Origin of the sequence: Clostridium sp. TW13 (assembly GCF_024345225.1) — a bacterium.
Classification (GTDB): Bacteria; Bacillota; Clostridia; order Clostridiales; family Clostridiaceae; genus Inconstantimicrobium; species Inconstantimicrobium mannanitabidum.
The window spans coordinates 3,254,116-3,270,373 of record NZ_BROD01000001.1; the positions used below are offsets into that span (position 1 = coordinate 3,254,116).

General features: G+C 28.7%; 16 protein-coding genes. 3 read left to right on the forward strand and 13 right to left on the reverse strand.

The window, feature by feature from the left end:
• Window positions 1-112 precede the first annotated feature (112 nt).
• Together OCU47_RS15210 and OCU47_RS15215 are read left to right on the forward strand one after the other, a co-directional pair.
• Entirely contained in the window at window positions 113-814 is a 702-nt protein-coding gene (locus OCU47_RS15210; protein ID WP_261829459.1) for a DUF421 domain-containing protein, read from the forward strand.
• The gene (locus OCU47_RS15215) at window positions 811-1,191 is read left to right on the forward strand and encodes a DUF4363 family protein (protein ID WP_261829460.1); all 381 of its coding nucleotides are present in this window, start codon (window positions 811-813) and stop codon (window positions 1,189-1,191) included. The genes OCU47_RS15210 and OCU47_RS15215 overlap by 4 nt, the downstream gene beginning before the upstream one ends.
• A 64-nt stretch (window positions 1,192-1,255) precedes the next feature.
• On the opposite strand, the gene OCU47_RS15220 is transcribed toward OCU47_RS15215, so the two are convergent.
• Both OCU47_RS15220 and OCU47_RS15225 read right to left on the reverse strand, forming a co-directional pair.
• Complete coding sequence (locus tag OCU47_RS15220) at window positions 1,256-2,293, reverse strand: nucleoid-associated protein (protein WP_261829461.1); 1,038 nt, start codon at window positions 2,291-2,293, stop codon at window positions 1,256-1,258.
• A gap of 70 nt (window positions 2,294-2,363) precedes the next feature.
• Window positions 2,364-2,858: a DUF6106 family protein gene (locus OCU47_RS15225; RefSeq protein ID WP_261829462.1), complete on the reverse strand. Its 495-nt coding sequence runs from the start codon at window positions 2,856-2,858 to the stop codon at window positions 2,364-2,366.
• 122 nt (window positions 2,859-2,980) lie between these two features.
• Here OCU47_RS15225 and OCU47_RS15230 point away from each other — a divergent pair, with 122 nt between their 5' ends.
• Window positions 2,981-3,520 carry a class IV adenylate cyclase gene (locus OCU47_RS15230; protein ID WP_261829463.1) on the forward strand — a complete coding sequence of 180 codons (540 nt, stop codon included), beginning with the start codon at window positions 2,981-2,983 and terminating at the stop codon, window positions 3,518-3,520.
• 170 nt (window positions 3,521-3,690) lie between these two features.
• Here the strand turns inward: OCU47_RS15230 and OCU47_RS15235 are convergent, their stop codons facing one another.
• The 11 genes from OCU47_RS15235 to OCU47_RS15285 all read right to left on the reverse strand — a co-directional run bounded on the left by OCU47_RS15235 (window position 3,691) and on the right by OCU47_RS15285 (window position 16,250).
• The gene (locus tag OCU47_RS15235) at window positions 3,691-4,947 is read right to left on the reverse strand and encodes a hypothetical protein (protein ID WP_261829464.1); all 1,257 of its coding nucleotides are present in this window, start codon (window positions 4,945-4,947) and stop codon (window positions 3,691-3,693) included.
• 326 nt (window positions 4,948-5,273) lie between these two features.
• Window positions 5,274-6,314, reverse strand: a complete 1,041-nt coding sequence (locus tag OCU47_RS15240) for a hypothetical protein (RefSeq protein WP_261829465.1) — start codon at window positions 6,312-6,314, stop codon at window positions 5,274-5,276.
• A 31-nt stretch (window positions 6,315-6,345) separates the two neighbouring features.
• Window positions 6,346-7,350 (reverse strand): phosphodiester glycosidase family protein, encoded by a 1,005-nt coding sequence (locus tag OCU47_RS15245; protein WP_261829466.1) that lies wholly within the window; start codon window positions 7,348-7,350, stop codon window positions 6,346-6,348.
• A 249-nt stretch (window positions 7,351-7,599) separates the two neighbouring features.
• On the reverse strand, window positions 7,600-8,952 hold the full coding sequence (locus OCU47_RS15250) for a PFL family protein (RefSeq protein WP_261829467.1): 1,353 nt from the start codon (window positions 8,950-8,952) through the stop codon (window positions 7,600-7,602).
• Between the two features lie 16 nt (window positions 8,953-8,968).
• Window positions 8,969-9,238 carry an ACT domain-containing protein gene (locus tag OCU47_RS15255; RefSeq protein ID WP_261829468.1) on the reverse strand — a complete coding sequence of 90 codons (270 nt, stop codon included), beginning with the start codon at window positions 9,236-9,238 and terminating at the stop codon, window positions 8,969-8,971.
• A 203-nt stretch (window positions 9,239-9,441) separates the two neighbouring features.
• Entirely contained in the window at window positions 9,442-10,230 is a 789-nt protein-coding gene (locus OCU47_RS15260; RefSeq protein ID WP_261829469.1) for a CPBP family intramembrane glutamic endopeptidase, read from the reverse strand.
• An 80-nt stretch (window positions 10,231-10,310) separates the two neighbouring features.
• Window positions 10,311-12,140 (reverse strand): LTA synthase family protein, encoded by a 1,830-nt coding sequence (locus OCU47_RS15265; RefSeq protein WP_261829470.1) that lies wholly within the window; start codon window positions 12,138-12,140, stop codon window positions 10,311-10,313.
• 19 nt (window positions 12,141-12,159) lie between these two features.
• The gene (locus tag OCU47_RS15270; protein WP_376778041.1) at window positions 12,160-12,537 is read right to left on the reverse strand and encodes a GtrA family protein; all 378 of its coding nucleotides are present in this window, start codon (window positions 12,535-12,537) and stop codon (window positions 12,160-12,162) included.
• Complete coding sequence (locus OCU47_RS15275; protein ID WP_261829472.1) at window positions 12,512-13,957, reverse strand: glycosyltransferase family 39 protein; 1,446 nt, start codon at window positions 13,955-13,957, stop codon at window positions 12,512-12,514. Before OCU47_RS15275 ends, OCU47_RS15270 begins: the two co-directional genes overlap by 26 nt.
• Window positions 13,958-14,001: 44 nt before the next feature.
• Window positions 14,002-15,444 carry a glycosyltransferase family 39 protein gene (locus tag OCU47_RS15280; protein WP_261830640.1) on the reverse strand — a complete coding sequence of 481 codons (1,443 nt, stop codon included), beginning with the start codon at window positions 15,442-15,444 and terminating at the stop codon, window positions 14,002-14,004.
• A 263-nt stretch (window positions 15,445-15,707) separates the two neighbouring features.
• Complete coding sequence (locus OCU47_RS15285; protein WP_261829473.1) at window positions 15,708-16,250, reverse strand: NADH peroxidase; 543 nt, start codon at window positions 16,248-16,250, stop codon at window positions 15,708-15,710.
• Window positions 16,251-16,258 lie beyond the last annotated feature (8 nt).

The following is a 16,258-nucleotide window of genomic DNA, read 5'->3' on the forward strand; positions in this document are numbered from 1 at the left end:
TCCTACATTATGTTCTCAGTATTATTATACACCTTTTATGCTCATATATTTTAGGTTATATTAGCGAATATTTTGAATGATTTCTGTAAAATCTATTTTTGAGGTGATTTCATTGTTTATTGTAATTATAAGAACTATTATTTTATATACCTTAGTTGTATTTGTAATGAGATTAATGGGTAAGAGACAAATTGGAGAATTGCAACCTTATGAACTTGCAATTACAATTATGCTTTCAGATCTTGCTTCTTTGCCAATGCAAGACACTAGGCTTCCATTAATTTTAGGCATTATCCCAATAATAACTTTATTAATCTCAGAAACAATTGTATCTGAAGTACAATTAAAAAGTCCTCTTGCCAGAAAAATAATAGATGGTAAGCCTTGTATACTTATTGAAGAAGGAAAAATCAACGCAAAGGTTCTTAAAAATCAGCGTATTAATTTAGACGATCTTATGGAATCAATAAGATTATCTGGGTATTTTAATGTTCAAGATATTCAATTTGCAATACTTGAAAACAATGGTAAAATATCGATCTTTCCAAAGGATGCTAACTCTCCTGTCACAAAGAAAGATTTAAAGCTTCAGCCAAGCCCTGAGCAAACCATTCCTATTATTTTAGTGGTGGAAGGAAAAATTAATCATAATGGACTAAAAAAATTGAATCAAACTGAGAAATGGTTACATAAGTATCTAAAATCTAGTGGAGTAAAAGAAATTAGTGATTTATACATAGCACTAATAAATTCTAATGGCAAACTTTATTATGAAACAAACCGTAAAGGAAATATAAAGGAGGGATCCTTTTGAAAAATACCATTACTTCTATAATTCTATTCTCACTAATGTTCATCTTTGTACTCTATTCACATAACATGTTAATAAATATATGTGATGACATAAATGAAAAATGCCTTCAAATTGAAACTGCTATAAATCAAAAGGATTGGGATAAGGCTTATTCTTTAGCTGTAGATGTAAAGGATAATGTAGAAAAACATTCTCTATCCATATCAGTTTACATAAATCATACAGATATAAATAACTTGTCAAATGAAGTATTAAAACTAACTCAATATACAAAAGTTAGAGATAATGCAGAGTCTCTTGCTTCTGTACATCTAGTTAAATACACCTCAGATGCCATTAAAGAATTGCAAGACATTACAATAAAAAATATTTTTTAAATTAAATTAGCACCCCCTACTATCTTATTAATACTAGGTGGTGCTAACTTATATGTAATAATTATTATTTTTCTACATAATTAATTACATGCTTCACTACTAAATTTATACTGCCGTCTCCATTTCTCTGAACCTCAAATCTATTAGAGTCATGATACGCTTCTTCATTAATATACAAATCTATATCTTTATCTATCTTGAGTCTAACACGCTTAAGCTTCTTCTCAATCCATTGTTTATCTACAGTTACCTCATCCTCTACACCTTGACTTTTTATAAAATCATTAAATGCAGCAATATGCTGAGGTTGTTCTTGAAAAAGTTCTTGTGATAACTCTTCTAACTTAACAACTTCATCATTCTTTAATTTTGTCTTTATAGCAGTTCTAACTTTTTCTGCCTTATCAGCATCATCAGTAAAATTATTTCGTGTCCATGTCTCTGTAGCCTTTACAAAATTCTTTGTCATATCCCTTTCGTTGTTTACAATAGTACAACCTAAAAAGTTATTTATAAAGTAATTTGCGCCATACTCATCTTCACCCTGAGACTTCTTTTGCTTATCCATTACCATTAGGTGAATCTCTCCATCCATTATAGGTTTTATAAAAGCACATTTTTGAATTCTTTGACTTGAAGCTGGAAGACCTGCTGCTTGTTCTATAATATTAATTCCTATCTTGTTCTGCACAAAATCTACTTTATGGGTAAAATTCTTTACATAATCCATCTTTAATATGCCCAACATAGGACCTTTATCTGTTGATATTGAGGCAACCATCAGATCACAAGAAGGAATATTACCATTACCATTCATTACTGCAAACAGTTGTCTGGCTATTTCTTTTGAAACTTCAACAAAATCATTGTTTGTTCCACCTAGATATTCTTGAGAAACTTCTTTTACAATATTTCTTTCAGGATTGAAGTAAGCATATTTTAATTCCTCATCTTTAAATACTCTTTCTATATGCCTATAAATGAATTTATAAACTTCTTCATTTAATTCAAGTTTATACTCATTTAAAATTGGTTCTTGTGCATTATTGTCAAGTATATGTAAAATTGCTTCGGTTATATTAATATCATTTACATATTCCATTTACTCACCGTCCTGATAAAAATTGATTTGCATATTAAGCTATTAATTTTAGTTTGCATAAAAGAAAAATCTAATATTTAACTACTGATCTTGGATTGTATCTATAACTTTCTTCCATAAATTCTTGAGAAGGAACCATACGAATTTCTACCTTATTAGCTCCTTGGCTAACTATAGCACTATATACTCTATCAGTATTACCTTTAGGTACTACATTTACTACTTTTTGTGGTTTATTTGAAAAATCCTTATATTGCTGAGAATCGCAAGGTGCAAATAACATAACTTCTTTTACTTGGAATTGAATTTTTTTCTTTCTAGAATTTTGTTGATATATAACATCTATATCCACATCTCCATTGGTAAATACATATTCATATTCAACATATAAATATCTTTTACAAAAGAATAAAACACCACCCAATGACACCATAAACAAGGAAATAAGTGGTGCAAGTATAGCGTAAAATAATCCTAATACTATTAATACCACGTATCCTATATTCGCTATCTTATACAATGTATTGCTTTTTGGTCCTACTAATTGTTCTAAAAAATGGTCCATAAATTACCCTCCTACCCTTTTAATTGAATCGTTTTTATTATATCATAAAATTATAGCAAGTTAAATGTATTAATATCCTATAAAAACTTATAAATAATATTTTTGCCAAATGAGGTGTAGCTATGAAAGAATTAGAAACTAGGATCCTTGATATTGATGTTGAAAAAATCAGAAACCTAATGAAAAAAATTAATGCCCCTAAGGTTAAAGCTGAAAATCAAATAAACAATATTTTTGATTTTGAAGATGGAAGATTACTAAAAAATAAAGGATATGCTCGAGTAAGAATTGTAGAAGATACACTTACAAATACTATGGTATATTATATGACAACAAAAAAAATGCTAAGCCAAGATGGATATAAAGTTATGGAGGAAAATGAAATTATAGTTAGCGATGATAAAGAAGCTATTAACTTATTTAAATCCTTAGGACTTGTTCTTGTACAATCTGTAAAAAAATATAGAGAAAGTTATAAATATAAAAATACTCTAATTGAAATAGACATAAATGATGAAAGTTTTTGTCCTTTCCCATATATAGAAATTGAATCTAGTAATGAAGATGAGATAAAAGAAGTTGTAAACTTACTAGGTTATACCATGGAAGATACAAATTCTAAAACTATATATGAAATATTAAAAGAAAGAAACATCAGATAAACACTATATTTCAAGCCTCTATGAGATGGTAGTGAACAGTAGATAAATGTGCTTTTACACAAATCCATCTACTGTCTCTAGATGTTTGCCACTAATATGGTATCTATATATGCTTACATTGTACAAAATCTATCTGCAGGCTCCTACTGTAACATTTGTATGTACCAATGTTACACCCACCCTTTCAAAATATCATTATTTATCTTTTTTACATTCTCCAATTCTTTCTTCAAATCTTTATAATTATCATCATCCTTATCACTATTTCCTAGGAAAACTTTACTTCCAGCGCTTGCCTTTCTAAAATCAGCATCTAAACTTTTAAGAACTTGTTCTATTTTAATCTTTTCATTTTTAATGTTGTCAATTTTCCCTTTTATTTGCTGATAATTAAATTTATCTTGTTTTTCTTCTGAGGAATAATCTAAAGATATTCTATTACTTTCTTTAAATATTATATTAGGAGAAATAAAGTTAAACTCCGCTCTTTCTCCACCCAAAACTTTCATACATTGATTAGTATTGATGTTAATACAGTTGTATAATTGAATTTCTTCATTTTCCTGCAATTCTAAAGATAAATCTTTTACATAAATATATTTAAAATCATCACCATATTTAGCTCCAAATAATTCAACTCCCTCTTGCCAAATTATCCATAATTCATCTTTGCCCCTCATCAAAAAGCTATTAAATATTTTTCCACTAGATTCAAATATTTTTGTATATGAACTTTTCTTTCCATCTTCTATTTCAACTAATTCTAATATATTTTTGCCCATATATTTAGATAGATTTAAAATTATTATCCTATCATCTATATACATACAACTAATCTCAATTCTGCTACCTTTTATCTCATATAAATTGATATCATTATCCCAATGTCTCTTTTTATAGACATTCGCATTAACTTTAATCTGATCCAATTTCTTATTTAGATAAAGCATCATTATAGAATTATCACCTAATTTCTCTATCTGATAATGTGTATTGTTTTGTGATATCAAGTTGATTTCAGCTACTGATGATACTTGCATTTTATCATTTGTATAGACACAATTTATGATATTACCCGATATACTTCTTAATCTAACTTTTTCTATAAATAGTATATTTATTTCATCTCCTAGTATTACCACTGTTAGCTCTGCAATATACTTTTTGCTAGTATAAAGTATTTTTTTAAATATCTTCTTATAATCAAATGTAAAGTAATAAAGTTTACTTTCTTTTAAATAAACACCACAAATATTTTTATTTAAATCTTCAGCTAGACTAAATTCTTCTACTTCTATATCAATTATTTTTTCCTCTATTATGTTGTCTTGATAAATTAAATTAGCTACTAACTTTTCTTCATAGTCTATATAAAAATCCCAAATATACTTATCCTTCATGACAATCCATTCTGCACCATTAGCCATGCATATCTCTCCCAAAAAATAATATTAGTAATATATATTTTTTATTTTTATAAATAGTATAAAAATTTCGCAACATAAATTTAGTATCAATAGGATTATTGCTAGATTTACCCCCTATAGAACTATTCCATTAAAATGTTGGTGGACAACTGTATAAAAATCGACACTTTTATACATTTTTCTACCAATATTAAGGTGGAACAGCTCTACACACATTTAAGTCACTATATATACATAACATATAATAAGAAAATAGAAATCAATGTATAAAGGCCGTATGCAACTAAATATTTAGTTGCATACGGCCTTTATAAATTAAGCATATACTATTTCAATATATTTTTTATTAGCTTATTATTATCTGTAGAAATTATTCCATTTGAATAAGTTTGTAATAACTTACCTTTATATTGAATTGTTTTGTTTGAAGTTAGCTCTGTAACTTGGCCTTTCAATTCATCATTAATATAAACTTTCCCAGAATAATCAACTAAAATATTTTTTTCAGCTGTAGCTGTTGGTAAATTTAATTCATTCCATTGAATCACCTTATTTGAAATAACTCCATAATATATCTTTGTGATTTTTTCATCAACATAATTTCCAAAGTATACATTGTCATTACTATCTGTTCCTAAAATTTTAGGTGTCTGTACTCCTGGAATTTTCAAACCATATTCCTGATTTAATATTCTTACCCCACCATACTCTTCCATAACCGCATTGGTACTTGTAGTAGGTACAGCTATTTTACCAATAATTCTATTAGATTTTACTAACTTTAATTGATTCATAACATTAGCATAATATACATTATACCTTCCTGTACTCTTCTTAATTTTTATATATATACTATGTGTTGCAGTAGAAAAAACCACGTCATCTATTGTATCTTTACTTGTGTATAGTGGTATTTTCAATTTATTAAAATCGAAGTCTGTTAGTTCTCTTTCTTGCCCCTTTTTAGCATCAAAAGCTACAGGTTCAAAATGGTACACTCCATTTTCCAACACTTTTTTTATCGCTATCATATTTGTATCATTATGCAGCCATTTATAAAACACTATATCTGAATTTTCAGATGTAGTAAGTGATTTTTCTTCATTTGTTTTAGTATCTAGTACACAAAGCTTTCCATTATTCATATAAGAAGCAAATCTTCCATTGTAAGATACCTGTATATTTTCTATTCCTGATTTCAAAGAAACTTCCATATCTTTCACATTAACATCTTTACTGTCTTCAACTTTTTCAGCTTTAATTTTTAGGTCTGTAGATAAATATACATTTTCTACATATAAGAAAATAGCATTTTGTATTATTATCGCTATAAGTGACCAGACAATTATTCTTTTTAAATTTTTCATTACTTCACCATCCTTAAATTAAGGCAAGAAACTAATCTTCAACATAAAATGCTGTAGCAACGCTTCTTTCTCCATCCCATGCATTAGGAGAGTTAATTACATCCCCTTTATAATACATTGTGCTTGAGTATCCTCCATCAAGAGCAGCTGCATTAACAGCACCTCTACTCATCAATATCTCTTGTACATCATATAAACTGGCTCCTGGTGCGGTTAACTTTCGACCATCTATAACTAAAAACAAAACAGTTCCGTCTTCTTTTTGACCTATAGCTGTTCTAGGATTAAGACCTTCTTCCATTTTGTTTCTTATTTGTCTAACTCCATTAATTATTACATTAGGTTTTCTGAAACACATAGCTTCTTGAACATTTAATGCCTTTAAGTCAGCATAGCTATGATCACCCACAATAAGCTTACCATCCTTACTAAAAGCTGCAACATTAAATACCTCATTCTCATCTAAGCCTGTTTTAGGATATATTAGCTGACCATTTGATATTACAAGACCACCTGGAACTGCTCCTGTACCTGCATATTCTGTTCCATCAGAAGAACGATCTACGAATGCTCCTCCATTAATAGCGGCAACTGCATCATGATCAGATGCCATCTCACTAGTCTTTTGTCCCATCTTACCAAGGTATTTTGTCATAGAAACCTTAACTTTTAATGGATTTTTAATCTCTAAAAGATATCCGTCAAATCTATCTGTATTAATATTAATTCTATTAATTTCATTTCCTGTATTAAATTTAATTTTTACTTTACTCATGTCTTGAGTTACAGAAGTTGTTCCTTCACTCGTGTTACCAAGAATACTATCTATAGTTGACTGAGATAAAAAATCTTTTATCAAATATGCATGTCTTGTAGCCAAAACAGTTGAAACTATTGTCTTCTTTGTATTTTCATAAGGACCATATATTAAAACTAGCGGTGTTGTTATACATAAAAATACTATTATATAAAATAGTCCTGCAAAAAAAACTGCTGGTCTAAATTTACGTTTTTTTTGTTTATTATCTTTTTTCATCTATTCCCTCCTAAGATTAACCCTCTTAATTTTTACGATTTCATCTAACTTTTCACAAGTAACTCTATCATTATACTATAAAACCATCTTCATTTAAATGGAATAAATTATAACATTTTATTAAATAATTTATTTTCTAATTATCTCTATAATTATAACTAATTTTTTTCTATATTATACATTAAATTGCAAACTATAGAAATAAAATCCTTTAGCAAATTACACTAAAGGATTTTATTTCTATAGTATTTAGTTTTTCATACTGTGAACTGGAGCTGGTATTCTTCCTCCCCTATTTACGAAATCTACGCAACTCTTCTGATTTACACGAATTATAGGTGCTCTTCCAAGCAATCCACCAAATTCAACATAATCACCCACATCCTTATTTGGTACTGGTATAATTCTAACTGCTGTGGTTTTTTGATTTATCATTCCGATAGCTGCTTCATCAGCTATAATTCCTGATAGAGTTTCTGCAGTTGTTTTTCCTGGTACTGCAATCATATCAAGCCCAACTGAACAAACACAAGTCATTGCCTCTAGTTTCTCTAAAGTTAAACTTCCGTTAGCAGCAGCTTCTATCATTCCTTCATCTTCTGATACTGGAATGAAAGCTCCGGATAATCCACCAACAAATGAAGAAGCCATTAATCCACCCTTTTTCACAGCATCATTTAACATTGCAAGCGCAGCAGTTGTTCCTGGAGCCCCACAAGATTCAAGGCCTATTTCTTCTAGTATCCTTGCAACACTATCTCCTACTGCTGGAGTTGGTGCTAAAGATAAGTCCACAATACCAAATGGTACATTTAATCTACTTGACGCTTCTTTTGCAACTAATTGACCTACTCTTGTAATTTTAAATGCTGTCTTTTTAATTGTTTCAGCTACTTGTTCAAAACTTTCACCTTTAACACTCTCTAGAGCTCTCTTTACGACTCCTGGTCCTGATACTCCTACATTAATAATTTTTTCTGCTTCACCAACACCATGAAAAGCACCAGCCATAAACGGATTATCTTCTACTGAATTACAGAATATTACTAGTTTTGCACATCCAAATCCATCATTTGTTATGCTAGCTGTATCCTTTATCACTTTCCCCATAAGTTTAACAGCATCCATGTTTATTCCTGTTTTAGTTGAACCTACATTAACTGATGAACATACTATATCTGTAACCCTCAATGCTTCTGGAATTGACTTTATTAATGTGTAATCTGACTCAGTAAAGCCTTTTTGTACAAGTGCAGAAAAACCACCTAAAAAATCAACTCCAACATTTTTAGCTGCTCTGTCCAAGGTTTCAGCTATCTTAACATAATTGTCTGCCTTAGTCGCTGCAGCAACTATCGAAATAGGTGTAACTGAAATTCTTTTATTAACTATAGGAATACCATACTGTGATTGTATATCATTTCCTACCTTAACTAAATCCTTTGCTGAAAGAGTAATTTTATCATATATCTTTTCACATAATCTATCCATGTTATCACTTGAACAATCCATTAAGCTTATTCCCATAGTTATGGTTCTAACATCTAAATTCTGTTCTTTTATCATAGAAATTGTTTCAAGTATTTCTCTCTGTGTTGCCATGTCTTATGTACCCCCCTTAAATATTATGCATAGTACTGAATATATCCTCATGCTGAATTCTAACTTCCATTCCTATGCTTTCCCCAAGTTTATTTAGTTCTTCCCTTATTTCTTCAATAGACTTATTACATAAGCTTAAATCTGTAATCATAATCATTGTGAAATATCCATTTAATATAGTTTGACTTATATCTAAAACGTTAATTTTCTCCCCTGCTAACACTTTAGAAACTTCATAAATAATTCCAACTCTGTCTTTGCCAACTACTGTTACTACACCTTTCATCTTTATTCCTCCCACTTTAGACATATTAAAAATAAATAAATTAATATGCCTTAATAAACTTTATTTTTTATTTTATTTCATTATACTTTATAATTTAACAATTATATAGTATAAATAAAATTTTTTCTGACAATATAATTTTTATAATGGGCTTACGTAATTAAATACACTTTTCTTTTGCATATTTTTATTGATTTATCAAACTATGAATAGACTTTCCATGCTGAATCTTTTATTAATCTATCTCTAAGATCCTTATAAAGTATCATTACTAATAGAATACTAAAAATCACTGATAAAATATTAAAAATAAATATCCCCACTATACTAAAATTGACATTAGGTAATACTAGTGTACCCATAAATTCATAAAAGATATAAAACAAAATATTTCCATGCAAAGAGTTTGTCCAATGATATAAAACTCCTAAAACTAATCCTAAAACAAAATTGAATATAAAATAAATAGTACCACCATGCATAACTGCAAATATTAAAGCTTGAATTATGCAAACACCTTCTATGTTAAATTTTGCTTTCAACTCATAACATAGAAATCCCCTAAAGATTATTTCTTCTATTATGGGAATAAAAATAATTAATGATAATAAAGATATACTATTCATATTATAAATACCAAACATATACTTATAGTTTACTTTTTCATTAAAATAAAAAACTATTTTAGATATTGACCCAAAAAAAGTTGAAAGGCATATTGCAAGCAGAATTATTTGTAACATGTTTTTTTTGCTTATATACTTAAAACTTAATCTTTCTAAAATTGAATCTTCCATATCAATTGATGTAACATAGTACCAAAACAAAAAAAATACCCCTGAGATTACAGTTATCATATTAATCTGTTTTTCAACAGCACTTACAACACCATTGCATAGTAATAAATATATAGTTAATACTAGCAATTGCGCTATTCCATAAGATAAAAGCATCATTAGGATATTTTTTATTGTTTTATTATCTTTAAACATATAATCCTCCCCCTTGTTGTGAAAAAATATGCACAAGAGAATTATATCATTTTTATCTATTTATTCCAATATCTGTAATATTATTTAAACATATTATTTTCTATAATTATTCTACCAACATCATAGGCATTTAATAAATGCTCTTTCTCTTCCTGGGTGCTAGGAGTTCCTTTTATTTGATTTCCTGCTATTACAGTTGCTGTTCTTTTTGTATTTACAAGGCTTCTACCCATTACGTATTGTTGGTATTGTTTTTTATCAAGACCTAGAACATATGCAAGAGTAGGATAAAAGTCAGCTTGTCCACCTGGTGAATCAAATGTTTTGCTCTTAAGTCCTTTTGAATATATCATAAAAGGAATTTTATGATCATAGTTTCTCCACCAATCTCCTTCTAAGTTCATAGATTGAATTTGATCATTATAATACTTATGAACACCACCATGATCTCCATACATAACTATAACTGTGTTTTCAAGTAAACCATCCTTGTCTAAGTCATTAACAAATTGACCTAACTGTTCATCAGTATAATGCACCCCTTGAAAATACTTTCCTAACATATTATCATCAAGATTCTTTGGTAATTTCAATCCTTTCATGTTATCAGTCATATCAAAAGGACCATGTGTTGTTAATGTTACAGTAAAAGCTGAAAATGGTTGTTTTAAAGTTTCAATCTTTTTCCTAAATTGATTAAGAACACTCTTATCAGAAAGACCAAAACCTACATAATCATCAATAATATAATCTTTTTCATCCCAAAGATTTTGAACTCCAAAGCCATTACCATGAACTTCTCCCCAGTTCCAATCCAAGCCTCTTTCAACTTTCCCAGTCGCAGTAGTGTAACCTGCTCTTTCTAAAATACGTGGTAAAGCTCCTTCAAATTTAACTTCTTCATGAGTAAGACCTGTTATCGAAGTACCAAGTGTAAAAACTGAAGAGTTTACCAAAAAATCACAATCAATACTATTTCCTGCATTGTTTTGCTCATATATATTATTAAAATTCAAGCTATTCTTCATTAACCTATTTAAATTAGGGGTTATTTCTTGTCCATAAACCTTTTGATTTAAAATAAATTGTTCAAAAGACTCTAATTGAATAAATACAACATTTTTTCCTTTGAACATAGAATAATATTCATTATCAGGTAAGTTTTCTGCATTAGCTTGTATCCACTGCTTTGCTTTAGCTATATCTGTAGCATTTTCCTTTTTTGATAGCTTTTGCAACGTACTGCTTATTTCATTTATATGGTACCCTACTGGTCCAAGTGACTTAATTGCAGAGTGTGGAGACCAATATACAGTGAATAAAGTATATTTTCCTTTTGATATGTCTTTTACCTGAACTAAATATTGTGCAACGAGAATAAATGCAATACTAAAAACTAAAGTAACAGATCCTTTAATAATTCTAATTAAAGCTGACTTTTCATAACTACTACTTCCTCTAAAAATAGTATTGCCCTTATACTTATACTTTTTAATAAACATATAATAAAATATTGGCAAATCAAAAACAAATAAAATATCAATCATACATGGATTAACCAAACTTCTATGAAATTTATTAAACAAATTGTCAAAGAAAATGTATTTTAAACCATATAAGTCCCAAGTTCCTCTATAGCACCATAAATCAATTAGTAAGAAAGCAGAAAATACGGTAAGTATTATTATTGAATATGTATCTCTACCCTTTTCCTTAAAAAATAACCCTGGTGCAAAAATTATTAGAATAATAAATATTTGCACTAAAGTTGTAAAATTACTTTCTGTAACTCCCTTTGGTATATCAGCATTTGAGGAATACATTAAGGATATAAATAGTATATCCTTTAAAAATGCTAAAATCATCATACCCCATGCTAATTTAAATTTTAAGTCTATTTTTCTTATCATTAGATTCTAACTCCCTTATTTATTTTTTAAATGTCCATATTTTATTTAAAATATAGTTTACTGCCATTCCCATAATAATAGCTGGTAGTTGAGCTATAGTCTTATTCTTAGTAATATAATTTTCACATAATATTAAAACTCCAGAATTAACTGCAAATGATATTACATTAACTACAATAAACTTAAAAATAAGAGAATTATCTTTTTTATCCTTAGCGTTAAATACCCAATTTTTGTTCCATATATAGCTATTAGCTACTCCGGCAACATACCCTATCGCATTAGCCACTATATAATTTACTCCAAAAAATATTAGTATATTATAAACTACCATAGTAATACCTGTATTCAATATTCCAACTAATCCAAATTTAATTACTTCCAACACTTGCTTCATCTCCTTTAACAGCAGCTAATGGTAAAATTATAAATAACCAATTTACTATAAATGCATATCTTTCTTGTGACTCTAAAATTAAAAATGTAAGTCCGTATCCACAAAAAATAATATAAAATAAGTTAATTAATTTTTTTTCTAGATACTCTTGTTTTCTGAATAACCCTCTTATAATTAAAATAAGTAAAGTTAAATGAAATAATTGATACCATACTACTCCATTGTTAGCTACGTCTATTCCTACATCTTGTTGAGGAACTTGAAGTTGTGCCCAAAATGCTGCTCCAAAATCTCCTTCTTTCCATTGCATTGTGACTTTTCTAAAAACAAAATATACCAAATCTGATGGGGCAGTAGTAGTATATCTTTCTATAATCTTCTTTTTAGATTCTTCTACTAATAATTTTTCATTCTTTAAGTTGGCTTCAATAAATTTAGCATCCTCATCATTCCAACGTCCACCTGTAGGAATATTGCTTCCTTTTAGCACAGATGTAATTCCAGGCTCACTTCCACTCCAAAGCGGTCTGTCAGTCATACCTGTCCAAATAAAAGTATTACTTATAATTACAAATGGTATTATAAAGGAAATACATATATACATGCACGCCTTAAACTTTAATATATTTTTCTTTTGATAGTATATTATTATATAAAGTAAATAAGCAACAATCATGACTTGTGCTACTGATCTCCAAAGATGACCAATTAATAGCAAACAACCTGATAACAATAAGTATTCTTCTTTTTTCTTGTTTTTCACTACCAAAAAAAAATAGTATATGCTCCCTAGATAAAACGGAATTGCCATATTCTCAGTACAATATACTGCAGTGTATAGTATTGAAGTTGGAAAAACAGCCGCTAAAAAAGTTCCTATAATGACCCTTTTCTTATCACTAAATATTTCTTTACATATTAGATATACTAAGAATATTGTAGATGTTGAAAATAAAATGTTAATTATCTTCAGTACTAATAAAGAGCTTCCTCCAAAAATGTTTCTTATAAAAGCAAAATAGAGTACTAACCCAATTAGGTGAGGAAATCTTCCAAAATAAGCTGTTCCTTTCATCATAGAAAAGTCACCTTTCAAAAGATCTCCAGCTGATCTATATGCTGTATTAAAATCTGATACAGGTATACTGTTCACACTAAATGACCAAACTATTCTAAGAATTAATCCTAATATAATTAATACTAAAAGCATAGTGGTAGTTTTAACCTTCTTATTTAATCCATAATAAACTCCTATACCAAGTATTATATAAAATGCTATTAGAGCAACGCTTAACATACTGTTCTTAAACTTAAGGTAATTTATTAGTTGCCCTGCAGCAACTATTGCTATAGTGAAAAAAATAAATCTCAAGCTATAAATTACAAACTTAGTAAAACTAATTTCAAAATTCTTTTTCATCCTTCTCCTCTTTTCCTTTATTATGCATATCAATAAAGTAACCTCTATCCTATGCTTTCCTTTTTTTCTTTATCTATAACTACAGTCATAGATAATAATATAAATAACCATGAAATAATAAAACCATATCTAGCCTGAGATTCTATTATTGTAAAGAGCAATCCATATCCACAAAAGATAATATAGAATAAATTTATAATTTTATTTTTAATATACTGTTTTTTGTTAAACAATCCCAAGATTGTACAAATTAATAATATTACAAAAAATCCTTGGGTATATAACTCCCCATCTTTATTCATATCTATTTTCACTTCCTGAGCTGGTACCTTTAATTGAGCCCAAAAACTTCCTGAAAAATCCCCTACTGACCACTGTGAAGCAAATTTATCAACATAATGTTGAACCCATTTACTTAAAGGATAAGTTGCAAATCGTTTTTCAATCCTCTCTTTAGTTGCTTGTTGAAGTGCTTTCTTGTTACCTAAGTAAACATCTACGAATAATGCATCCCCCCTATTCCAAGCACCTTTGCTTTGTACATTAGTGCCCTTTAGTATAGATGTTATACCAGGTTCTGCTCCACTCCATAGATTATTTTCAGTTACATTCATAGCCTTTAGGCTTGTACTTACTATAATTAATGGTAGTAAAAATGCTAAAACAATATATGCACTATTCCTCAATTTTATAGAAATCTTATCTTTAATATAAACTACGATGTATATAATATAGGCAATCACCATAACAATTCCAACCATTCTAAACAAATTACCTATACTCAATAATATTGCTGATACAATAAACCATTTTTTATCAACTTTGTTTTTCACACACAAGATAAAAATATATAAGCTTCCTAAGAAAAATGTTATAGCTATATTTTCTGTGCAAAACACAGCTGTATAAACAATAAGTGGTGGATAGACAGCTGTAAGAAATGATAAGAAAATCGCCTTTTTCTCATCAAATACTTCTCTTCCCATCTTATACATTATAAATATATCTATAGTGGAACAGATTGCGTTCACAATCTTTATTGGTATCAAAGCACCTAAGCCAAATATTTTTTGCATTCCTGCAAAATATAAAACCATTATTGTCAAATGAGGAAATCTACTAAAATAATTTATCCCTTTAAATTTAGAGAAATCTCCATCTAATATCTTAGGACCAGCTTCATACATAAGACCAAAATCAGATACTGGTCTACTATTAATGGAAAAAATCCAAATAAATCTTATAACTAATCCTAAAATAATTATTGCTATTAATATTATCTTTTTATTAATTTGCTTTTTTATAGCATAGACTAATAAAAGGCCCAAAATCACAGTTACTATAAGCATCATAATAGAAAACGAATTATCTCTGTATTTAATTACTCCAATTAATTTTTCTCCTGCTATAGCTATAATTAATACAAACAGATACTTAAGCACTACATTAACAAAAATAGTAAATCCTTTTTGAAACTTTTCATTCATACTATTCAATTTAAATTTCTTCTCCTTATTAAATATACCTTAAAATTATAGCATATCTGTGACAATTTTAACCACTGGTTATTTTTTTAATTTTTTATTACACTATTCTTAATATTTTGTACTGGAAAACTAAATTTACCACTCTAATCATTTGAACTTTTAACATCTGCATTAGTTCACTCACTAAACATAATATATATAATTTCCTAAAGAATAAAAAATACTAGTCTATATTTCTATAGACTAGTATTTTATGAAAAATCCTATTTAAAGTATCTGTCTAATAATCCTTTGAAAGCTTTTCCGTGTCTAGCTTCATCTTTGCACATTTCATGTACTGTGTCATGTATTGCATCTAAATTTAATTTCTTAGCTAATGTTGCTAATTGTTTCTTTCCATCACAAGCACCATATTCAGCATCAACTCTCATTTGTAAATTCTTCTTTGTATCTGCTGCTACAACTTCACCTAGTAATTCAGCAAATTTAGCTGCATGCTCTGCTTCTTCAAAAGCTATTCTCTTATATGCTTCAGCTATTTCTGGGAAACCTTCTCTATCAGCTTGTCTTGACATTGCTAGGTACATTCCAACTTCAGTACATTCTCCTGTAAAGTTAGCTCTTAATCCTTCAACAACTTCTGGATCAACTCCGTTAGCTACTCCTATTACATGTTCATCTGCCCATGCTAATTCTGAAGATTGTTCTTTGAACTTATCAGCTCCAACTCCACATACTGGACACACTTCTGGTGCTGCCTCTCCTTCATAAATATAACCACATACTGTACATACAAATTTTTTCATAATTCTTC